Here is a 23,359-nt window from a genome sequence, read left to right as displayed (position 1 = left end):
AAACTTGTTCCGGGTCTTGCTCATAAAGAAAGCTCCTTCCCACAAATTGGAGCCTCCGGGAAAGCCGGGGCGGTTCAGTTCCCGACGCACAGCATCAAAAGCTTCTACGGGATCATCCTGTTGGGGGTCTTGTTGGATCATCGTTGGAGCCTAGAGCCAAAGGCCCCGGCCTAGCGAGCGGCCGAGATGACGCTGGAAATCCTGCGACAGCGATCGGCCGCTTTGGACGGATAGACCGACCTCCTACGTGCGATTGCGCAGCAGCAGCTTCAACTGTGGATCGCGTTCATGGTGCCAGTTCGCCATTTCTTCACGCTCCCGCTGCAGGGCGATATATTTTGAGGCATGGTTGGCTTTGTGCTGATGACATCCGTCAACGCGCCGCGCTGTGCGGCATAAGATTATGGGTCCTTCGCAAACCCTCGTCATCCGCACAAGCTACCACAAACTGAATATACTCGGTTCGATGGGATTGCACGCCGTTACCCACCATGACGCCGACCACTTTCGCGTTTTGATACAGATCTGATCACCTCAGCCGCTGTTGCGCAGCGCGGTCGCGATCGCATTGATCGACAGTTCGATGCCTTCCTTGATCCGGGCATCATCCTCGCCGGCGCGATAGCGCTTGAGCAGTTCGACCTGCAGCAGATTGAGCGGCTCGATATAGGGAAGCCGCAGCCGGATCGACGTCTCGGTCGTCGGGCTCCGTTCCAGCAGGCGCGACTGGCCGGTGGCCGCCAGCAACCCGTCATGGGTCAGCGACCAGCCTTCGCGGATGCGACCGAACAGCGTTTCCGCCTTGGCCTGGTCCTCGACCAGCGGCAGATATCGCGCCGCAATGCCGAGGTCCGACTTGGCCAGCACCATCTCCAGATTGGCCAGCGCCGACTGCAGGAAGGACCAGTGCTGCGCCATGTCGGCCAGCAGCGCCTTGTCCTCGAACGCGGCGATCGCATGGCCAAAGCCATACCAGCCCGGCAGCATCACCCGCGCCTGCGCCCAGCTGAACACCCAGGGAATGGCGCGCAGATCCTCGATCGCGGTGCTCTTGGTCCGGCTCGCCGGACGCGACCCGATCTTGAGGCCGGAGATTTCCTGGATCGGGGTCAGCTGGCGGAAGAATTCCTTGAACCCATCGGTGCCGTAAACCAGGTCGCGATAGGCGGTGAAGGCGTTCTTCGACAGCTCGTCCATCGCCGCGGCAAAGCGGGCAGCATCCTTCGCCGACACGCCTTCGGGCTCCAGGCTGGCAAGCAGGGTCGCGCTGGTCATCGCTTCCAGATTGGTCATCGCCACGTCGCGCGTGCCGAACTTGGCGGCGATCACCTCGCCCTGTTCGGTGATGCGGATGCGCCCCTGCACGCTGCCGCGCGGCTGCGCCTGGATCGCCTTGAAAGCGGAGCCGCCACCACGCCCGACCGCGCCGCCGCGACCATGGAACAGCTGCATCGCCGCCCCGGCCTCGGCAAAGACCGGCTCCAGCGCCTGGCTAGCCTTGTAGAGGCTCCAGGTCGAGGTGATGTAGCCGCCATCCTTATTGCTGTCGGAATAGCCGATCATCACTTCCTGATGGCCGCGCGCCTGCACCACCCCGGCAATTTCCGGCAGGCCGAAATAGGCGGTCATGATCTTGGGCGCGGCCTCAAGGTCGCCGATCGTCTCGAACAGCGGGATCGACATGATCGCCGCCTTGGCCGGGTCGCCATTTTCCGGCGCGCGCCACAGCCCCGCTTCCTTCAGCAGGATATTGACCTCCAGCATGTCGGACACGCTTTCGGCCTTGGAAATGATATAATGAGTGATGCACTGCGGCCCATAGGTGCGGTGCGCCTCGGCGGCGGCATGGACGATCGCCAGTTCCGAAGCCGTTTCCTCGGAATATTCGGCAAAGCGCGTGCCGAGCGGCCGGTTGGTCGCCAGTTCCCTGCGCAACAGGGCGATACGGGCGAACTCGTCCAGCCCGGCATAATCCGCCTCGACCCCGGCCACCTTCAGCAGTTCGGCGACCACGCGCTGATGCACATCGCTATTCTGCCGCATGTCGAGCGTGGCGAGATGGAAGCCAAAGGTTTCGACCGCGCGGATCAGCCGGCCGAGCGCGCCGCCGGTCGACAGCGCGCCATCGCCCTCGCTCGCCAACCCCTGCGCCACCGTGACGAGGTCGCGGCGGAAATCGCCCGGTGCAACGTAAGGCTCGCCTTTCAGTGCCGACGGGCGCGGCGGCGCCTTGCCGACCAGATGGACATAGGTGGTCGCCAGCCGCGCATAGATGCCCGAAATGGCCCGGCGATAGGGCTCGTCCTGCCGGCTGGGCGATGCGTCGCCGCTCGCCTCCGCCAGCGCCAGCACCGCTTCGGGCACATGGGCGAGTTCGGTCGAGACCGACAGTTCCGCGCCCAGCGCATGGATCGATTCCATATAATAGGCCAGCGCCGCCTCGCAGCCACGGCCCAACGCCGATCGCAGCTGCGGCGCCTGAACAAACGGGTTGCCGTCACGGTCGCCGCCGATCCAGTTGCCGACCCGCAGGAAGCTGTGCGGCCGCGCGCCCAGCACCCGCTCCCACCGTCCATAAAGCGCCGGCAGCGTCGGCAGGAAGATGTCGCGGAAATAGGTCAGGACATTGTCGATCTCGTCCTGCACGAACAGCTTCTCGCGGCGCAGCGGCCGCGTTTGCCACAGCAGCGCGATCTGGCGGAAGATCGCCTCGTCCAGATTCTCGCCGTCATCCGTCTCGGTCCGTCCGGCATCCTTGAGCTGCATCAGGTCGGCGATGCGATTCTTGTGATCGATCATGCTCTTGCGCCGCACCTCGGTCGGGTGGGCGGTCAGCACCGGCACGATCAGGCTGTGCGACAGCAATTCCAGCACCGCATCCTTGCCGATGCCATGCGATTCGAGCTTCGCCACCGCCGACGCGACATCGGCACCCGGTTCCGCCGCCACGCCCTGCCGATCCTCGGCCAGATTGGCGAGCATCGAGAACAGCATGAAGCCGCGGGTGAAGTTGAGCGTGTCGTCGAGATTGAGGGCATCGAGGCCCGTGTCGGTCAGGTCAGCGCCCTGCAGCCCGCGCGCGCGATCGACCGAGGCGGAGCGGATATATTCGGTCTGCTTGTAGAGTTTCTCCCCGCCATAGGCCCGAATGACATCGCCCAACAGGCGTCCCAGATAACGGATGTCGGGATTCTGCGTGATCGCAGGCGCCTTGGAAAGGCACGCGGAATTATCTTCAGTTCGGCGACGACCCACAGCTTTTTCTCACCTTCTGAAATCTATTTGATGGCTAACATGAGAGCCGGCCCATGGCATTCAACGCGTATTCGTATTCACAAGGCTCGCTGGAATAGCGCGATCGATGCCAAGAGCGCGCGCACAGTCAGAGCAGGATCATAGCGAGGACCTTCATCGCGCATGAAAGCATGGGCGGCATTGAACTCCAGCCATTCATAGTTCGCCCCGACGGCCTCAAGCCGCGAGCGAATCCTTTCGCGCCCTTCAAATGGAATATGAGGATCCTGCCGTCCCCATATGAACAGCGTCTCAGCGCGTAGCTCGATCAACCTGGCAAATGTATCGTCGCTTCGTCCTTCCCCCAATGTTCCGCTATGGACGTCCGTTGGGTAAAAACAGGCTGCAGCCCTCACTCGAGAATCCAATGCGGCACGCAAGGCGAGATGGCCCCCAAGGCATTTACCGATCGTGCCGACGTGTCCGGTCGACGACGGATGAGCAGTCAGGAAATCAAGACCCGCACGGGCATCTGCATCGAAGGCACCGACTGGCTTGAGAAATTTGAGTGCGTTGCCTCTGTCGGTCCCTTCAGAATTATATGGCAGGACCGTGCCCGCCTTTTCATATTCATGGTAGACTTCCGGCACGGCCACCAGGAACCCGTGTCCGGCTAAAAATGCAGCGATCCTTCTGATTGGTGCCGTGACCTGATATATTTCCGAAAAGAATAGGAGAGCAGGAAACCGCCCCTCTCGAGCAGGGCGAAAAAGATGGATGCGCATCAAGCCACCCATATCGGTCACAACATCTTCAACTTCGTCGCCGAGAATAATCATAATTCCCCATCAAATTGCTTCAGACTGCCCATGTAATCTTATGTGTAAGACTGCACATAGGACAGATTGAAACCGCATGAGATAGTCTTTGAACGTCAACCTAATGGATTTGATGATGAATCAATTCCAAAAGTCCGCTCTCCAGGTCTTGAGGGTGAGGCAAGTGCCTCACCCCCTACAACAATGCACCTGGATTACATTTTGAACCTGACACCCAGGCTGAAATAACGCCCCTCGACCCTAAGATCGCGGGGAAAATACTGAGTTTCGTTATAATAGCGATAATTGTTAAACGGCTTGCCCAGGATATTGCTCACATTGCCGACGATCGTTATTCCCTTGATCGCTTCAAAGGAGGCGGAGAAATCGAGGCGCGAAATGCCGCGGGTAATTTCCCCGGCATATTGATCCTCGTTCGAGTTCCGGTTGTAGCTGTTGATGTAGCTCGAACGGTGATTGTAGGACAGACGCGCAGACACCGGTCCCTTCTCATAAAATCCGGTCAGATTATAAGCCCATTTCGAAAGGCCGGTAATCCGTACCTGGCGAGCGCCTTCGCCCAGCACCGTTGGAAGTGCATTGGTGCCGTCGAGATAGGTGACGTTGGCCTGGACGCCAAAGCCGGACAGGAACCCTGGCAGGAAATCGAAGAAGGTCTGGAAGGACGCTTCGGCCCCTTTGATTTCGCCCTTACCGGCATTTTCCGGGCGGTTGATCTGGATACGGCCGTAATCCGGGTCCATCACGTCCCGGGTGTAGTTGCTGATGAAGCCCTGGAGATCCCGGTAGAAGACCGCGATTGTCGCCGACCCGTTCTTGGAGAAATAATATTCGAGCGTCGCGTCATAATTTTTCGACGTCAGCGGCTTCAGGTTCGGATTACCGCCGTTGCCAAAGGCGGCATATTGCGGCGGCGAACCGTCAGGACCAGGGCTGTTACGGGTAATGTTGAGGGATGGGTTGAGTTGGCCGAAACTCGGCCGCGTCCGGGTCTGGTTATAGGCCAGTCGCACCTGGAATTCCGGCGTCAATCGGATCCGGGTCTGGAACGAAGGCAGGACATCAAGATAGTTCTGGCGCGATACCTGCGGGACGATCTGGGATGTGCCATCAGAGCCGTTTACCCGTGAGAAGCCGGAATAGCGGCCATCGGTGTTGACGACGCGAACGCCGAATGTACCGTCGACAGCGACATCCCCAAGGTCAAACTCATATTTGCCCTGGCCGTACATGGCATAGCTTTTTTCCTTGGCAGTGAAGCCATTGAGCGGATCGAACGGTATTTCCTCGGTCGCGAACTTGGTCACGGCGTCGCGAATGCCACCGTCATTGGGGAACATGATCGTCAGTTGCTGCACAGACGCATAGGCCAGCTGCCGCAGCGCTTCCACATTGTCCCGGATGGAACCGCGGGTCGGTGCCAGCCAGTTCTGGAAGCGCTGCGGATCGCCGCGGAAGCCATCATTGATGAGTTCAAGCTCGCCTGTCGGCAGGCTCGCGAGCGGGAGACCCAGGCCAGCCGTATAGGCGTAGCGGTTGTTATTCTGCATAAGCGCAGTGCGGTCGCTCGCCCGAATGCCGACCTGGATCTTGGGCAGCCATTCAAAATCGGTATCGAGATCGAGGTCGAGCCGTCCTTGCACGCCATCACCCTTGGTGACGAAATGCCGCTGATAATAGCCGCGCCAGATATAGTTGGCGGGGTTTGTCTTCTCGAAGTCACCCAGATCGAAGATGGCCGAACCCTTGACGTCCCATTCGACATTGATGGTCGGCGCGCTGGCGAGCTGGCCATCGACGCTGTCTTCGTCCGCCTCATATTTGCTGTAAGTGTAGGCGAAGTCGCCCGACAAGGTGGCTCGGTCGGTCTTCCATTTGAATCCCAGTGCTGCCTGATAGGTGTCAGTCTGGTCGTCCTGGGTGGACCGGAAGAATTCGGGCACATAGCCGCCGGTCTTGGTGAAGCTTGCCGCCTTGAGGGGCTCGCCTTCGACCAGGACCACATTGCTCAGTGTCGGGGCAATGCCATCGATGCTGCGACGCTCGAAATTGACGTTGAAACCATCGCGAAGGACCTTGCCCCGATAGGCCTGCCAAAGGCCTTCCGCATAGATTTCCAGATCGGGGGTCGGTCGCCACTGGATCGCGCCATTTATCGCGGGCCGATGCCGAACGCCCTTCTCGTAGAAATTGCCGGCATTGGCAGGAAAGCGGAAATTGCCCACGCCTGGCGTCGTAACGGTCATGTCATCGGCGGGGTCATCAGCACCAAAGCCCAGCGGGCTGATGATAGCGGAATCGGCATAACGATCGGCGTTGCGATAGGTCATCCGGACATAGCTGAAATTGACGAGCGCACCGATCTCGCCGATCGGCGTATCCCAGCGCTTGGTCAACAGGAGGTTGGCGGAAGGGTCGAAGGCCTTGGACTGGTCATTATAGGATCCGCGCACTTCGCCGGCAATTTGCGTGTCCTTGACGTCGAACGGCCGACGCGCACGCAAATTGATCAAGCCGGCAAGCCCTGGCTCGATGAGATCGGACGTGCCCGATTTGTAGACCTCCAAACCTGCGGCCACGCCAGCCGGGAAATCCTGCAGATGCAGTACACGATCATCAGCCGTGAAGAATTCCCGTCCGTTGAAGGTCGTGTTCACGTCCGGAAGTCCGCGGACAAGCACCACACCCGCCTCGTCATTATAGCGTAGCACCTGCACACCCACGACGCGCGAGATCGCTTCAGCCGCATTATTGTCAGGAAGCTTGCCGATATCCTCCGACACGATCGCATCGACAATCGCATCGGACTGGCGCTTCATGTCCTGCGCAGAGCCCAGCGCGGCACGATAACCCGTTACGACAATGTCTGGAACCGACGCGGAATCGATCGTCTCCTCGCCTTTCTTCTTTGCCGAAGCCGCGTTACCGCCTGCATCCTGCGCCATGGCCGGCGCAGCCAGCAGAAGCGATGCGAGCGACGTTGATCCAAGTAGTGCCACTGCCTTAAAATTCATGATTATCCTCCCTCTGTTTATCACTATGCAGGCCGCGCGAAGCCGCGTTCCGACTGTCCATGCAGCGGAAATTCAAAGTCATCCGATGGTGATCGAGCTGTTCAGCTCCTATGTGGCGTGATCGTCAGCGGGACACCCCCGGCCTGATCGGCCATGCAGTGAGATCCACGATTGCCGGTGCGCCGCGCGCAGAAGCGCTCCAGCGCAGGGCTCCTGAACCGCGAAAGAAACGATCAGTGATCGTCTGCTCACCATCATTGATGAACAGCTCGACGATCGATTCATCCACAAGCAGGCGAAGAGACACACTGCCCTTACTCAGGTCGACCGGCGCCACATGGCGGTTTGCAAACCCGTCGTGGAAATGTGGGCCAGAGCGCGAACGATCGATGAAGACCTCGTTCACCCTCGGATTGACGCCGATCACCATCTGATAACCCTCGCCATCGGTCAGCGTGATCGCCACCTGCTCGCTTTGTCCCAATGAAAGATTGGCCTGAAGATCAATGGCACCACCCTCGACGGGGAGCGGAACGGGTTCTTCGCCCAGCGACAATTGACGCACGGCCTGTTTGCCGCCTCGCAACTGTTCCAGTTCCTGCACCGGCCGCTGCGTCAGCCGATAGCCCTCGGCGGTTTTCCTCAGGGAAATGCTGCGCGGTACAGTCATGATGCCGCGGGCGGGATAGGTGGGTATCGCCTCGGCATAACGCCAGTCATTGGCCCATCCGATCCAGATGCGGCGAGGGTCGTCCTTGGGAAGATCATTCCAGGCGACCGCCGCGTAGAAATCGGCGCCATAATCCGTCCAGACCGGTTCCCCGCCCCACCCTTCGACAGGCGTGAAGCGACGACCATCAAAGTCGCCCACGAAATATTGGCCGCCCGAACCGCCGCCCACAGCCTGGTCGCCCAGATTGACGCTGAGCACCCAGCGCTGCTCTCCGGGCTTTCCGCCTTCGACGGGAAGGAGATTGAGATCGGGGCATTCCCAATTTCGTCCCCGGCCGCCCGCCGGACCGAAACTGCTGGCAAAGGTCCATTGCCTGAGATTGGGTGACGTGAAGATGACGGCGCGGTTTTCGGTCGCCATGACAGCGACCATGACCCATGACTTTGTCGGTTCATGCCAGAAGATCTTGGGATCCCGAAATTCCGGAGATCCCACACTCAGCACCTCGCCATGTACGGTCCATGTTCGTCCGCGGTCATTGCTGTAGGCAAGATATTGGGACTGCAGCTTGGCTTTGGGATTATGACCGGTGTAGACCGCGATCATCGGCGGCTTACCGTCACGGCCCAGGCCACTGCTATTCTTCCAGTCGATCACTGCGCTGCCGGAAAACGCCATGACGTCGGCGGTCTCCGGGATGGCGACCGGCAATTCCTCCCAGGTCACAAGATCCCGGCTGACGGCATGACCCCAACTCATATGCCCCCAGCGGTCACCATGGGGATTATATTGATAGAAGAGATGATATTCGCCTTCGAAATAGACCAGACCGTTGGGGTCATTCATCCAGTTGCGCTTGGGCGCGAAATGATATGCCGGGCGAGGATCGGCTCGCTGCGCCTGGGTTGCGGCCGGAACCATCAGAGCTGTAGCGGTTATCAAGAAAAGCGTCCTGATCATGCCTGCGCACTCCCAAGGTCCATGTCTTCGAGCGCGACACCGTTGGTTTCGGGCATCGCCTTCCAGGTCCAGATGAACTGGAGCAGCATCATCGCGCCAAAGAAGGCAAAGACCCAACCACCGACCTGGGCTGCAAATACGGGAAAGGCCCAAGTGATCGCAGCAGCCATGACCCAATGGGTCGTGCTGCCAAGCGCCTGCCCCTTGCCGCGCACCGCGCTGGGAAAAACCTCGGAAATGAACACCCAGATGACAGCGCCTTGCGACACGGCAAAGGCGGCGATGAAACCCAACAGACCAACAAGGATCAACGTGCCGTCGGGATCAGAGCTTTCCAGCTGATAGCCCACGAGAAGCAGGGCTACGGCACATAGGATCGACCCGGTGTACAGGAGTGGCTTGCGACCGAAGCGATCGATCAGAAACAGCGCCAAGATGGTAAAAACCAGATTGGTGCCGCCAATGGCGATAGACTGCAGCAGCGCGCTGTCAGAGCCTGCACCGGCCAGTTCAAAGACACGCGGCGCGTAATAAAGCAGCGCGTTGATACCGGAGAGCTGGTTGAACATGGCAATTGCGATGGCGCAGGCGACCGGGCGAGCATAGGCGGCCTGAAACAGGCCCGGTGCGATGGATCGATCAAGACGGGCCTCGGCCTCCTGGATATGACGAAGTTCATCCGTCGGATCGAGAAATCCCAGCCTTTTCATGACGCCCAGCGCCTGCGGCGCCCGCCCATGAATCGCCAGCCAGCGCGGGCTTTCCGGCAATAGGAGACTAACGCCAAGAAACAGTGCTGATGGAAGGGTGACGATGCCGAACATCCACCGCCAGGCGGTCTCCGCAGGGGCGAGATTGGCGATCAGGTAATTGGATAGAAAAGCAATCAAAATGCCCATCACGATGTTGAGCTGGTTCAGCGCAACCAACCGCCCTCTGAAACGCGCTGGAGAGACTTCGGCAATATAGATCGGTGTAACCACCGAGGCAGCGCCGATTGCCAGACCTCCAAGGAACCGAAAGGCTAGGAGCGTGCCCCAGCTGCCCGCTAGCCCCGTGCCGAGCGACGACACAACGTAGCAGATCGCGACCGCAAGCATGACCGCGCGCCGACCGAACCGATCAGCCGGCGCGCCCGCCACCAGCGAGCCGAGTACGGTACCGATAAGAGCGGATGCAACCGTAAAGCCCAGCATGCCATCGCTCAGGCCAAACCGCGCCTGCAGCGCCGAGGTCGTGCCAGAAATCACGGCAGTATCAAAACCAAACAATAGGCCACCAAGCGCCGCGCCCGCTGCGCTCAGGACGATTGCACCTGTCACCCGAGCGTCGCTCGGCGCTGCCATCCTGTGAGCCGCGTGATCCGATAGGGAGGGACTATGCAAGTGCAGCTCCTGAGAGAGAGGATTGATTGGAAGATGACGGAAGTTTGACAGACCAGTGCATCGGCCACTGGCGTGTCGCGGTCCGATAGGCGAGCGCGAGCGCGCCGGTCAGTCCCGCCGATGCACCCGCCGTGGGCGCTGCGATATAGTCGTCCATTTCGAGGGCGCGCATACTGGCGTCATAGCCGGCAAGTTTACCGATCAGAGCGCGCCGGACGCGCTGGTACATGCCGGGAGATTCCATGACGCCACCGCCGATGATGATACGGTCGGGTCGCACGATGTAGGTCAATGTCGCGCACAGTCCGGCAAGATAGTCCGCTTCAATCTCCCAGCCAGGATGATCTGGGGGAAGTTGCTCAGCTGGAACACCCCAGCGGGCGCGCATTGCTGGGCCGCAAGCCAGACCTTCAAGGCAATCGCCATGAAAAGGACAAATGCCCGCAAAAAGCTCATCGCCAGCAGCACGCGGCAGTCGGATATGCCCCGCCTCGGGATGATTGGCACCGCCATGGGGCGCACCGTCGATCAGCAGCCCCACGCCAATGCCGGTCCCAACCGTCACATAACAGAAGGTGTCGAGACCCTGCCCGCTGCCGAACAGCTTTTCGCCGACGGCCGCACAGTTGACATCGGTATCGAGCGCCATCGGCGCATCGATCGTCCGGGCAAAATGACCAAGCAGGTCGACATCCTGCCATCCCGCCTTGGGCGTCGATGTGATCGAGCCATAATCCTGCGCGACTGGATTGAGAGATAGGGGACCAAAGCTGCCGATTGAAAAAGCGGACAACCGTCCCAGGTCCAGTTCGGCCTGCTCGAAGAAAGCGCTGGCCTCGCCCAGCGTATCTGCAGGGATTATAGTGGCGATCCGTTGCTGCCGGATGATGCGCCCATTGCGGTCGGCAATGCCGCAGAGGAATTTCGTCCCCCCCGCTTCGATACCGCCCAGAAGAAGATTGTCATTCTGCATGTTTTACTCGCACGACAAGCTGTTCCGCACCCAACAGGGCCGAGGAGGAAGCTTTAAGGAGGAAGAATTGACTGCGAGCGTGGCGCGCCGCCTGCTCCACACACGACCAGAAGCAGGACACCTTCGAGGCGCCATGCAATCTGCGGAACAAATTATGTGGATCGGCCTTCACGATCATCCTCTTCCCTGTTCTGCAGCACGTATTCGTGCTTGCAAGCCGCCCTTGCGACTCCATTAAATCTACAAATGTGATTTAGTCTGTCAATCACATTCTTTGCGATTGTGAGAGGGCCCCGTACATCCCAAAAAAATGGGGGAGGATCTGGGCTGAAAGCCCCTCTCCTCCCCCCTTACATTTCCAGCGTGCAGTCTGGAAACTGGGCACTTCCCGTCCGGTTTGGACGAGCTTTGTCGGGTTGGTCAGGCGCTCGCAATCGAAGAAAGGAGAGGTTCTCAGCCGCTGCGCGCCCGCAGGTCCGAATGAAGCCAAGTGACAAGGAACTATGCTGCCCGCTCTGCCATAGTCTCAAGTTCGAATCCGCTACCTGACAGACTAGATCTATCAATGTGATTTAGTCTGTCAAGCGGCTCTTGCCGTCACTCGCCCTTGCCAATTGCAGCAATGCTGTTCCAAAACTACCGCCCCTATCGCGCATCATCTTGCTGCCGGTAAAATGAGCGGAGTCGAAGGTGAATAAGCGTGGCAGCAATGCGGTGGGCGTGCGGCGGTATAATGAGCGCCTCATTCTCGCGACGATACGACGGCTCAACGGTGCCTCCAAAGCCGACCTTTCCCGGATAACCGGCCTCTCACCGCAGGCAGCTGTCCGAATTGTCGAAAGCCTTGCTGAGGAAGGGCGACTGATAAAGGCCGGAAAGCGCACAGGAGGCATGGGACAGCCATCGATTATCTACCGGATCAATGGAGGCAGTGGTTGCACCATCGGAGCTGAAATCGGCCGCGACCGGCTGGTTTGCACCATGCTCGATTTTGATGGCCGCATCATCGCCTGCGAAAGCACGACCACATCCTATCCCAGCCCCACCAGTGCTGTGGAGCATATCCAACGCTTTGCGCAAAAACATATGCCGCAGCTGAGGGAAGAACAGCGCGAAGGCTTTCTGGGTTTCGGCATCGCCATGCCCTGGTTCATCGGCGAATGGCGCGAAGAGGCGGGCATCGCGGCTCAGCAGGCCGCTGCCTGGGCAGCACCAGAGCTCGAAGAGTTTTTCCAGAAGGAATTGGATGGCCCGGTCATCTTCGAAAATGACGGCAATGCAGGCGCTCTTGCCGAACTCATGTCGGGATCAGCCGCAGGTCTGACCAATTTCCTCTATGTCCATATCGGAAGTTTCGTTGGCGGTGGCCTTATCCTGAATGGAGAGATCAAGCGCGGCAAAAACGGCAATGCTGGGGCTCTTGCCTCAATGCCAATTCCTCAAGGCACCAGCACGGACTTCCTGCTACACGCCGCCTCCCTGTACCAGATGATAACCAGCGGGCAGGACGAACATAATCCGGCTTGGGAAGCTTGGCTGAAACGCTGCGCTGAGGCGCTGGCATTCGTAATTATTAGCGCGAACAGTCTCCTAGACCTTGATGCCGTGGTCATCGGGGGCGGACTATCACATGCCCAGCTACGCACCCTTTCAGAACGCGTCAAAAATACTATCCAAAAGACCGCCCCCCGCGATTTTTTCTGTCCAGAGCTGAAGATTGGCGAGAATGGGGAAAAGGCTCCTGCGATGGGCGCTGGCCTGCTTCCGCTATTCTCTACCTACGCACCAAACCTGATTTCCTTGCTCAAAGTCGATGCCGTCGCCTCCTTGACGGAAGTATAATCCTCAATTCGTCTAAACCAGATGTTCTCACCTTTGGAATTGCAAAGCCGCGCCCGTCACATTCCAATTTAGCCTATCGGCGGCTAAAGCACACGATCAGAAAAATGATGATTGCAGTTCAATGCAATCATTATGGCATTAGCGGAACAATAGTTGCATCGCATCTACGGTGAATTTGAACCCCAGGATGAAGGCATTCCGGATGTTCCGCGTGCGATCGGGGGCCCCGGTCTGGTCAGGATGCAGAATATATTGCAGGTTGGGCGACAGACGGATTGCCGGGTTGACCTGAAATCCATAGGCCAGCTCCATCATATATTGATGGCGACGAATATCGGCGCGCCCGCCCGCCGCAACCCGCGCGGCGCTCATCCGCTGCATCGCCAAGTCGCTGAAACGCTGATCGTTGATGGCGAAGCCGATCGTGTCCTGATCGCGCCCGGCGAAGGTGCCGGTCTGTACGATCCCCATGCCAAGATAACGGCTTTCCTCGGCCTGGCCGGACAGGTTGGTCATCGCCACGCCAAAGATGCTCAGCCCCCGCGGGGAGGCGGGATCGGGACGGGTCAACTGCTGATCGAAGCGGGCATAGAGGCCCGACCGCCCATTCCGCGTCGCCGCCGGCCGCCCGGTCAAAATTGCGATGCCACCCTGATCATCCCGCAGCGGATCGGCATAGTCGCCACGATCAAACCAACCGCCCAGAATATAATGGCTCGGCAGCCGATCATCGGCGGAATCCCGGCTAAAGCTTAATTCCCAGGGTATGATCACCCCGGTCGCATTCTTCGTGCTGAAATTGAAACCATGGTCGCTTGCGCGCTTGCGGTCCGGGTTCACTTCGTAAACGCCGGTATGCAGCATGATCTGCGGCGTCACATGCAGCTTGGCATGGGCCATCCAACTGGATGCCGGGAAATAAGTGAAATTGCTGTTCTTGAAGACGAAGGTCGGGTTGCCGCAGGCCGAATTGGTCTGAAAATGGCAATAGAGCGGCGAGTTGAGGAAATGGATATTCGCCTGGCTGCGCCCAACCTCGATATCCAGTCGCCCGTCCAGGAAGCTCTGCTGCCAGGTCAATATCGCGAGATGGGTATTCTGGGTGCCATAGATTTCCTGCACTGACGTATTATTGCCGATCGCCATGGCGGCCAGATTCTTGCCATGGCGATTGGTGACGGCAAAATGAAGCGTCGCGCCATCGATCCCGATCATCCGGTCAAGATCTAGATCGGCGCCGACATAGACCTGCCCGGCATGGGCCGCGTCGCGGCGAAGCCCGCCCGAGACATTGGTCGCCGCCTCGCCGGTATAGCTGAGCGACAATGTCACCCCCTTCCCTGCCAGCGGTTGCCATTGGGCCGGCGCGTCCGATTGGACCGATGGCGGATCGACATCGGCAACCGCCTGATCCTGTGCCAGCGCGACGGGCGCGGTACAGGCCATGGCGCCGGCCATGCAGGCGGCACCCATCTTCCTGAAATACATGAATAGCCTCTCCGATTATCGTGAAGCGTTCGGGGCGTCAGGCCTTGATTTTTGCTATGGGACGCTTGACCAGCCCGACCAGCAGCGCGCTCACCAGCGTGCCGGCCATAATGGCCAGCGCATAGACGCCGACATGGGTGACGGCGCCGGGGATCGGCAGCACGAACAGCCCACCATGCGGCACTTTTAGCTCCACGCCCATCGCCATGGAGATGGCCCCGGTCACAGCCGAACCGGCCATCAGCGCCGGAATGACCCGCAGCGGATCGCGCGCGGCAAAGGGGATTGCCCCTTCGGTGATGAATGCCAGGCCGAGGACCGCGGCGGCCGCGCCGGCTTCGCGCTCTTCAGGCGTGAAGCGATTGCGGAACAGTCGAGTGGCGAGCGCAACGGCGAGCGGCGGCGTCATGCCAGCTGCCATGGTGGCCGCCATCGGTGTATAGACCTGACTGGCGATCAGGCCGACCGAGAAGGCATAGCCCGCCTTGTTGACCGGCCCGCCCATGTCGAATGCCGACATCGCGCCCAGGATCAAGCCCAGCATCAGCGCACTCGACCCCTGCATGCTGCGCAGCCAATCGGTCAGGAAAGCCAGCGCAGCGGCAACCGGCGTGCCCACGGCATAGAGCATCAGCAGACCGGTCAGCAGCGTGCCGAGCAGCGGCAGGATGAGGACCGGCTTCAATCCCTGCAAATTCTTGGGCAGCTGAATCTGGCGATTGAGCCAGTCGACGCCATAGCCCGCGATGAAGCCGGCGACGATGCCGCCGAGGAAGCCCGCGCCCAGATTGGCGGCCAGCATGCCGCCGATCATGCCCGGTGCAATGCCGGGGCGGTCCGCAACCGAATAGGCGATATAGCCCGCCAGCGCCGGCACCATCAGCACGAATCCGCCCTTGGCGCCGATTTCGAACAGGGCATAGGCCAACGTGCCCTTCGCTGCCGCATCATTGGCGTGAATACCGCCCAGCGCGAAGGCGAGCGCGATCAGCAGGCCACCCGCCACCACGAAGGGCAGCATGAAGGACACGCCGGTCATCAGATGCTTATAGGGACCGGCGCGCTTCGCGCCCGATGTCGCGGCGGCAGAGTCGGCCGGTTGCGATGCGCTCCCCTCGCCACCCTGTATGGTCGCTTCCGCCAGCGCCCGCTCGATCAGCTTCGCGCCACCGGTGATGGCGGGCTTGGTATTGCCGGCGAAGACGCGCTTGCCGGCAAAGCGGCTGCGATCGACCTCTCGATCGGCGGCGATCAGCACGATGTCGGCGGCAGCGATTTCCTCGGCCGTCAGCGCGTTGCCCGCGCCGACCGACCCCTGCGTCTCGACCCGAATGGCATAGCCAAGCTGGCGCGCGCCTTCGGTCAGCCCCTCGGCCGCCATGAAGGTATGGGCGATGCCGGTCGGGCAGGAGGTGATGGCGACGATGCGCGGCACGGCGCTCGACACGCCCGCTACCTTGCCCCCGTGCAGCGCGGCGACGGGATCGGCCAGAACCGCCTCCAGCGTCAGGCGGCGATGCGGGCGGTTTTCCGACGGGGCGTCGGCGCCTTCCGGTGCGATCAGCAGCAGATCGCCGTCCGCGTCGCCCGGCAAGGGATTGACGATCCCCTGTGCGGTCCGCAATTCGATTTCGATGGCCTGGCCACTGGCCTTTGCGGCCTTGCGCAGCGCTTCGCCGACCAGGACGCCGGCGACACCGGCTTCGCCGGCATCCACCACCGCGAAAATCCTGCTCATTGCGTCTCTCCCATCAGAATATCCGTCTCCACGCTGGCCGCCAGGGCTTCGATCTCGTCCCTTGTCGGCAGATGCGGTCCGGCACGGCCCAGCTTGCCGACGGCAAAGGCGGTGGATAGACGCGCGATACGATCCAGCCCCGCGCCTTCGATCAGGGCGGCGGCCAGACCGGCAACCATGGCATCGCCTGCACCGACCGTGCTTTCCACGCTGTGCGCGGTCAGGCGCGCGCGCAGCATTTCCGAGCCGGTCAGGAACAGTGCGCCCTGCGCGCCCATCGACACGGCGATCAGGTCGACGCCCCGGTCCAGCAAACCGCGCGCGACGTCGGCGATCTGATGCGGCGCATCGACCGGACCATCATGCCATTCGGCCAGTTCATGCAGATTGGGTTTCAGGATGGTTGGCAGAACCGGGCCGGCGAGTGCATGGCGAAACGCCGGGCCGCTGCTGTCGAGCAGGACGAGAGCGCCCCGCGCCCGCAGCATGGCGGTAAGGGAGGCATAGATATCGGTCGGACAGCCGGGCGGCAGGCTGCCCGAGAGGATGACGAGATCGCCGGCCCCAACCTGTTCATCCAGCGCCGCAATGACGGCATCGATGCGCGCTTCGGTTGCCGGGGCGCCATTCATGTTGATGTCGGTCGTGCCATGGACATCGACCAGCTTCAGATTGACGCGCGTGCTACCGCCATGGCGCTGGCAGCGGTCGATGATCGACTTTTCGGCAAAAAGCGCATCGAAGGGCGCCGCATTGGCGCCGCCCAACAGGCCCATGACGGTGACGGGCACATCCCAGTCGGCCAGGCAACTGGCTGCGTTGATCCCCTTGCCGCCGGCATCCTGCCGCACGGAACGCGCGCGATGCACCTCCCCGGGAACGAGACGGTCGAGCATGACCGTCTGGTCGATCGCCGGATTGAGCGTGACGGTGAAGACGGCCATCATGCCCCCTCCCCATCCAGCGCGCGCACATCGGCGGCGCTTGTCGCGTCGAGCGCACGAGCGGCGAGCCCCTGAAGATCGCCAAGGCTGCTGGCGCGGAGCCGTGCCTTTACGGCAGGAATGTCGCGCGGGGTCATGGACAATTCATGGACCCCGAGGCCCGCCAGCAACGCCGCGCCGAACGGATCGCCGGCAATGCCGCCGCACACGCCGACCCAGCGGTCATGCCGGCGCGCGCCCTCCACGGTCATGGCGATCAGGCGCAGAACGGCCGGGTGCAGGCTGTCGGCCTCGCTCGCCAGTTCCGGATTCTGACGGTCGATGGCGAGTGCATATTGCGTCAGGTCATTGGTTCCGATCGAGAAGAAGTCCGCGTGCTCCGCCAGCGCATGGGCCTGAACAGCGGCGGCGGGGACTTCGATCATGATGCCGATGGGAACGGCCGGTGCAGCCAGTTCCGCCCGGATCGCTTCACAACGTTCCCGCAGGATCACCAGTTCGGCCGCGGATGTGATCATCGGGAACATGATCGACAGATCGCCGCCCAGCTTCGCCGCGCGATACAGGGCGCGGAGTTGCGGTTCCAGCAGGTCGGGCCGACGCAGCAACAGGCGAGCGCCACGCACCCCCAGGAAGGGATTCTCCTCCTTCGGCAGGTCGAGATGCGGCACCTGTTTGTCGCCGCCAATGTCCAGCGCACGGACGATCAGCGGCCGATCACCCAGCGCGTCGATCATCCCGCGATAAATGGCGCATTGTTCCTCCTCGCTCGGGCTGTCGCCGCGTTCGAGGAACAGGAATTCGGTGCGCATCAGCCCGACCCCCTCGCCGCCCTGTGCCATCGCGAAGGCCACCTGATCCGGGCGGTTCACATTGGCGCCGATCGCCAGATCATGTCCGTCGCTGGTCCGTGCCGGCAGAGCGCGCTCCGCCTCTTCGGCGGCGCGTCGCGCCGCGATCTCCTCGATCCAGGCGCGGGCGGAGGCAATGTCCTGCGCCGAGGGATCGAGCCAGATACGGCCGCTATCGCCATCGACGATGGCGGTCGTGCCGGCCGCCTGCGTCAGCAGATCGGCCCCGCCTGCCACGACCGACGGCAGGCCGAGCGTACGTGCCAGGATCGCGCTGTGCGACGTCGGCCCACCCAATGCGGTGGCGATACCCGCCACGCGGCGCGTGTCGAGCGTCGCCGTATCCGATGGCGACAGGTCCGTCGCCACCAGCACACAGGGCTGATCGGGCAGGTCGGCCAATGTCCCTGCGCTGAGCGCCGGATCAATCTGGGCTAGCACGCGCCGGCCGACATCGTGCAAATCGGCGGCGCGTGCAGCCAGCACCGGATTACCCAGTGCCGAAAGCTGTCCTGCCATGCGATCGATCGCCTGATGCCAGGACCAGGCGACGCCATGGCCCTCCACCATCAACTGACAGGTAAGCGTGATAAGGTCAGTATCGTCCAGCAACCCGGCCTGCGCCGCGAAGATCGCGGCATCCCCCGCACCCAGACGGCGGGTGGTGTCATCGACCAGCGCCTTCATCTGCGCCCGGGTGCGCACCAGCGCATCGTTCAGCAGCGCGCCGCCCGCGACCAGATCGACCGGCTGGTCGGGCACGTCCAGTTCCGCCGAGGCCAGGATGTGGACGGGACCAATGGCGAGGCCGGGGCTGGCGGCGACCCCGGCGATCATCGCGGGATTGCCGGCCGGTTTCCAGCCGCGCACCGGCGCCTTCGCCTTTTCGGCGGCACGGGCGGCATCGGCGTTCTCACGAACCGTGAGGTTGGTGACGGTCCGCATGAACTGGTCCAGCGTGTTCCTGTCGCTCGCCGAAATGGTGACGCGTTCGCCTGCCTTCAGCCCCAGTTGCAGCAGCGAGACGATACTGCGCGGATCGGCCATGTCTCCGTCGTGGCGGATGCGTATGGGCGTAGCCAGGCTCTTGGCTGCTTCCGCCCAGGCTGAGGCGGGCCGGGCATGCAGACCAGCAGGATAGTCGACCGTCCATTCGATCCGTTCGGCCAGATCCTCGGCAGCAGGCCGGGCCTCGCTGGGGTTGGCGTCTTCATGGAGGGCAGCGGCAATAGCCGCCGGATCGTCGGTGGCGAGAAGGACCGCCAGGCGCGCCTCATCCTGAATCAGGCGGGTGAGGCGGCGCAGGATCGCGATATGACTGTCGGAACTGGCGGCGATACCGACAATGAGATGGGCCCGCTGCCCGGGATTCCACTCAATCCCTTCGCGCAGTTGCAGGACCACGATCCCGTCGTGGCGCACCAGCCCTTTGTCCTCACCCAGGCCATGGGGAATGGCGACGCCCGACCCCAGATAGGTGTTTGCCACCGCCTCCCGCCGAACCATGCTCTGTTCATAGCCGGGCGAAACGCAGCCAGCGGCGACCAATATCTGGCCGGCCTGGAGGATGGCGGCCTCCTTGTCGGACGCCTGCGCATCGATGCGGATCAGATCTTCATGGCGAAGCACACTTAGGGGGTCGGCAGTCATGGCTCTTCAGTATCCTCTCTCCTCTCAAGAAAACGTTTTCTCATGATTCTGTCAATACACTTGCATTTACCCCCTGCGATCGGCCATATCTCGGGCAGAATTAAGAGAGGATGAGGAAAACGATTTTCCCATGACGGTCGGAATCAAGGACGTAGCGCGAGTGGCCGAAGTATCGCCTGCCACCGTCTCCCGGGTACTTTCGGGGCGTGCGGTTGATCCAGCCATGCGCGACAGGGTGCTCGCAGCGGTCAGGACAACAGGCTACCGGCCCAACCTCGCGGCCCGTCGGCTCCGTTCGCGCCACAGCAACACGATCGGCCTCATCGTTGCAGATATCCGTAACCCCTTTTTCACGGCAGTGTCTCGCACGGTCGAGGATATCGCCTATGAACGCGGCCTGCGGGTTATATTGTGCAATACGGATGAAGATCCCGCCAAAGAGGCGATGTATCTCCAGTTGATGCAGGAGGAACGGGTGACAGGGGTGATCCTGGCACCCACTCGGCAAGGCGCCAAGAAGGCATCGCAGACAAAGGCAGAGCATCCCATCATCCTGATCGATCGCGTAGCAGCGACGACCACGGACTGCGTCGTGCTCGACAATGATGCGATGGCTCGCACACTGGTTGCCCATCTGCATGCGCAAGGGTTCAGATCCATTGCCGGCCTGTTCGGCGCAGCCAGCACCACGGGTGCCGAACGACGCGCCGGGTTTGAGCAGGCAGCCCAAATGATCGGCATCCTTACGCGATCCCTGTCTGTGCCGCATGGAGAGGGTGAAGCGGAGAGGCTGGTCAGCGCTCTCCTGCAAACGCCTGATCGGCCCGAAGCGATCATTGCGAGCAATGGCCTGATGCTGATGTCGGTATTGCGAGCCGCACATGCGCTGGGCCTGAGCGTTCCCGGCGACTTCGCATTGGCTGGGTTCGACAATGACAGCTGGACGGAATTTGCAGCTGATGGACTGAGCGTTATCGAACAACCCGTGGAGGAGATCGGGCGCACCGCCATGGCCATGCTGCTCGACCGTCTCGACCATCCGAACGCCGCCGCTCGTAAGGTGGTTCTGAGCGGGCGTCTCATCATCCGCGGATCTACGATCCGTCGTGAAAAATCAGCAAACCAGAATGGGGTATGAGGATATGAAACCGCCAATCGGCAGGGACACCAGATTGTGCATGTCGCTGTCAGGTCGCCCTGGTAACGCCGGATCCCGCTTCCACAATTGCCTCTATGAGATTCTGGGGCTGGACTATGTCTATAAAAGTTTCAGTACACAGGATCTGGCAGCTGCGATCGGCGGCATCCGCGCGTTGAATGTGCGCGGCTGCGCCATTTCCATGCCGTTCAAGGAAGCGGTCATTCCTCTGATCGATGATCTTGAAAGCTCAGCCCGTGCAATCGACAGCGTCAACACCATCGTCAATGATGATGGCCGGCTGACTGGCTACAACACTGATTATGTTGCGGTTCGCCAGCTTCTCGAGAAGCGCATCGAAAAACCGGTACCTTTTCTACTCCGAGGAAGTGGTGGAATGGCGAAAGCCGTCGCGGCCGCGCTTAGAGATGCTGGCTTCGCCAACGGCACGATCATCGCGCGCAACAAAATGGCCGGGCAGGCGATCGCAGACCAATATGGCTTTTGCTGGCAGGCTGATCTACCGCCGGATAGCGCACCACTGCTGATCAATGTCACGCCATTGGGTATGGAGGGCAAGTACCGAGACGCCTTGGCGTTCCGCGCAGAGCAGATCGCGGCCTGCAGCACCGCTTTCGACGTCGTTGCCCAACCGGTCGACACCCCTTTCGTCCGCGCAGCCAGAGCTGCTCGAAAGAGCGTGATTTCCGGCGGAGAGGTCATCGTCCTGCAAGCGGTGGAGCAATTTATTCTTTACACGGGCGTGAGCCCCGGCGCCGACGATATCTATGAAGCAGCGCGATATGCCCACGGCGCAGACGTCGCTGCACGAATAGCTGATTAAGCCCCCTCCCCCTCAATGCAAAGGCCTACCATGCAAGCCATCTCCCTCAGCCGTTTCCTGATCGAGCAGCAACGCCAGGCCCAGGCTTTGCCAGGAGAATTGCGCCTGCTCATCGAAACGGTCGCACGCGCCTGCAAGACGATCAGTCACGCGGTATCCAAGGGCGCACTGGGTGAAGTTCTTGGTAGCCTGGGCAGCGAGAATGTTCAGGGAGAGGTTCAGAAAAAGCTCGATGTCATTGCCAACGAGCTATTGCTCGATGCCAATGAATGGGGTGGCCATCTGGCAGCCATGGCTTCCGAGGAGATGGAGACCCTCTACCCTATCCCCAACCGCTATCCCAAAGGCGAATATCTGCTGCTGTTCGATCCGATCGACGGCTCAAGCAACATTGATGTCGACCTGAGCGTCGGAACGATCTTCTCCGTACTCAAGGCACCCGAAAATGCTTCAGGGCGCGAGGTAACAGAGCAGGACTTTCTGCAAGCCGGCATACATCAGGTCGCAGCCGGCTATGCCATATATGGACCACAAACGCTGCTGGTTCTGACAATTGGATCTGGCGTCTATGAATTCACTCTCGATCGTGAAATCGGCTCATGGCGGATGACCGACGGCCCCATGCAGATGCCCAAGGGCAATCGCGAATTTGCCATAAACATGGCGCGTCGCCGCCAATGGTCGCCGCAAATCATACGCTATGTCGACGAACGAATTCAGGGGGCGGAAGGGCCTTTGGGCAAGGACTATAACATGCGCTGGACGGCCTCGATGGTGGCCGATGTACACCGCATCCTGAAAAGAGGGGGTATCTTCCTTTACCCTAAAGATGCCCGCCCGGATGGTACGGCCAGACTACGCCTGATGTACGAGGCAAATCCGATGGCCTTTCTGGTAGAGCAGGCAGGCGGCGCAGCCATCGACGGCGAACAGCGACTGATGGAAGTCCTGCCGTCAAAACTTCATCAGCGCATTGGGGTGATTCTGGGTGACAAGGAGGAAGTCACATCACTGCTGAGGGACTGAACACCCAAAAACAAAAAGGCGCCTCTCCGCATAATATACTTAATTTCAAAAAGTTAAATCAAAAAAAAGCGTCAACCATCCAATCCTGCCAGCGATCTTGACGCAACTAAATCACATATATAGATTTAGTTGCGTCGATCATGGAAAGCATGACGCCGCACAGGATGGAGAGGGTGATGAAGGTGCATTCCGTCAGACGCAGTTATCTGACCGGCACGCAGATATCGCGAGCCTCTCCCTCCACCTGAATGCAATCAAAACATCGTTGCAATGCACCACGAGCGTGCATGCCAACGACAATCAAAAAACAAAAAAGTTTGAGAGAGGAGTAGGCCGGTGGCGATTACCCCCTTTTATTCACGCAGACAAACATTGGAAATGCTCGCCGCCTTTCCAATGCTTTCATCCTGCGGCAGCGAAGCAGAACCTGCAATTGGCGCAATGCCTGTATCGAGTGGAACCCCCGATTCTACTGGTTTACTAACGGCAACCCCGATTAGCGAACGACCACGATATCATATCGCGGCCCCGGCAGGAGGCTGGATCAACGACCCACAGCGCCCTGTGCGAATGGGAGATCGCTGGACAATTTGGGCGCTCTTCAATCCAACCTATCCCACCGATGGCACTGAATGGCGCCGCTGGACCTCAACAGACCTCGTCACTTGGCAGGATCAAGGTATATCGTAAGCGGTAAAAATCCCCCACGTGGCCTTGAGAACGGGGCTGTAATTTGGACGATCAGGCGGCGCTTGCGATG

16 protein-coding genes are annotated in these 23,359 nt (G+C 60.6%); 5 read left to right on the top strand and 11 right to left on the bottom strand.

Features of this window, described 5'->3' with window-relative positions:
- Positions 1–534: 534 nt before the first annotated feature.
- The 7 genes from ppc to AC0KVN_RS25975 all read right to left on the bottom strand — a co-directional run bounded on the left by ppc (position 535) and on the right by AC0KVN_RS25975 (position 11,256).
- Complete coding sequence (gene ppc / locus AC0KVN_RS26005; RefSeq protein ID WP_435568825.1) at positions 535–3,255, bottom strand: phosphoenolpyruvate carboxylase; 2,721 nt, start codon at positions 3,253–3,255, stop codon at positions 535–537.
- Between the two features lie 77 nt (positions 3,256–3,332).
- A complete protein-coding gene (locus AC0KVN_RS26000; RefSeq protein ID WP_367349948.1) occupies positions 3,333–4,073 on the bottom strand; it encodes a dienelactone hydrolase family protein in 741 nt (246 codons plus the stop codon).
- Positions 4,074–4,267: 194 nt separating this feature from the next.
- Positions 4,268–7,087, bottom strand: coding sequence for a TonB-dependent receptor (locus AC0KVN_RS25995; protein ID WP_072895995.1), 2,820 nt, complete (start codon positions 7,085–7,087; stop codon positions 4,268–4,270).
- A gap of 124 nt (positions 7,088–7,211) precedes the next feature.
- Positions 7,212–8,681, bottom strand: a complete 1,470-nt coding sequence (locus tag AC0KVN_RS25990) for a glycoside hydrolase family 32 protein (protein ID WP_483656602.1) — start codon at positions 8,679–8,681, stop codon at positions 7,212–7,214.
- A gap of 35 nt (positions 8,682–8,716) precedes the next feature.
- Positions 8,717–10,066 carry a sugar porter family MFS transporter gene (locus tag AC0KVN_RS25985; protein ID WP_048939530.1) on the bottom strand — a complete coding sequence of 450 codons (1,350 nt, stop codon included), beginning with the start codon at positions 10,064–10,066 and terminating at the stop codon, positions 8,717–8,719.
- A 31-nt stretch (positions 10,067–10,097) separates the two neighbouring features.
- A complete protein-coding gene (locus tag AC0KVN_RS25980) occupies positions 10,098–11,078 on the bottom strand; it encodes an ROK family protein (protein ID WP_048939531.1) in 981 nt (326 codons plus the stop codon).
- Complete coding sequence (locus tag AC0KVN_RS25975) at positions 11,068–11,256, bottom strand: hypothetical protein (protein WP_136186961.1); 189 nt, start codon at positions 11,254–11,256, stop codon at positions 11,068–11,070. The genes AC0KVN_RS25980 and AC0KVN_RS25975 overlap by 11 nt, the downstream gene beginning before the upstream one ends.
- A 512-nt stretch (positions 11,257–11,768) precedes the next feature.
- Between AC0KVN_RS25975 and AC0KVN_RS25970 the strand changes: the two genes are divergently transcribed.
- Complete coding sequence (locus AC0KVN_RS25970; protein WP_048939532.1) at positions 11,769–12,920, top strand: ROK family transcriptional regulator; 1,152 nt, start codon at positions 11,769–11,771, stop codon at positions 12,918–12,920.
- A 138-nt stretch (positions 12,921–13,058) separates the two neighbouring features.
- On the opposite strand, the gene AC0KVN_RS25965 is transcribed toward AC0KVN_RS25970, so the two are convergent.
- From AC0KVN_RS25965 to ptsP, 4 genes are read right to left on the bottom strand one after another with little or no spacing between them, the layout of a single operon-like run.
- A complete protein-coding gene (locus AC0KVN_RS25965; protein ID WP_435568826.1) occupies positions 13,059–14,408 on the bottom strand; it encodes a carbohydrate porin in 1,350 nt (449 codons plus the stop codon).
- A gap of 37 nt (positions 14,409–14,445) precedes the next feature.
- Positions 14,446–16,146 (bottom strand): PTS fructose transporter subunit IIC, encoded by a 1,701-nt coding sequence (locus tag AC0KVN_RS25960; RefSeq protein ID WP_483656600.1) that lies wholly within the window; start codon positions 16,144–16,146, stop codon positions 14,446–14,448.
- Positions 16,143–17,093, bottom strand: a complete 951-nt coding sequence (pfkB, locus tag AC0KVN_RS25955) for a 1-phosphofructokinase (RefSeq protein ID WP_172438669.1) — start codon at positions 17,091–17,093, stop codon at positions 16,143–16,145. The genes AC0KVN_RS25960 and pfkB overlap by 4 nt, the downstream gene beginning before the upstream one ends.
- Complete coding sequence (gene ptsP, locus AC0KVN_RS25950; RefSeq protein ID WP_435568828.1) at positions 17,090–19,591, bottom strand: phosphoenolpyruvate--protein phosphotransferase; 2,502 nt, start codon at positions 19,589–19,591, stop codon at positions 17,090–17,092. The genes pfkB and ptsP overlap by 4 nt, the downstream gene beginning before the upstream one ends.
- 130 nt (positions 19,592–19,721) lie before the next feature.
- On the opposite strand from ptsP, the gene AC0KVN_RS25945 reads away from it, so the two are divergent.
- From AC0KVN_RS25945 to AC0KVN_RS25930, 4 genes are all read left to right on the top strand, one after another.
- Entirely contained in the window at positions 19,722–20,729 is a 1,008-nt protein-coding gene (locus AC0KVN_RS25945; protein ID WP_048939536.1) for a LacI family DNA-binding transcriptional regulator, read from the top strand.
- Between the two features lie 4 nt (positions 20,730–20,733).
- On the top strand, positions 20,734–21,573 hold the full coding sequence (locus AC0KVN_RS25940; protein ID WP_159366577.1) for a shikimate 5-dehydrogenase: 840 nt from the start codon (positions 20,734–20,736) through the stop codon (positions 21,571–21,573).
- A 30-nt stretch (positions 21,574–21,603) separates the two neighbouring features.
- Positions 21,604–22,599: a class 1 fructose-bisphosphatase gene (locus tag AC0KVN_RS25935; protein WP_048939538.1), complete on the top strand. Its 996-nt coding sequence runs from the start codon at positions 21,604–21,606 to the stop codon at positions 22,597–22,599.
- A gap of 378 nt (positions 22,600–22,977) precedes the next feature.
- Entirely contained in the window at positions 22,978–23,289 is a 312-nt protein-coding gene (locus tag AC0KVN_RS25930; RefSeq protein WP_483656601.1) for a hypothetical protein, read from the top strand.
- Positions 23,290–23,359 lie beyond the last annotated feature (70 nt).

The organism is Sphingobium sp. SG1 (genome assembly GCF_057063145.1).
This window is presented reverse-complemented; position numbering and strand designations above follow the sequence as displayed.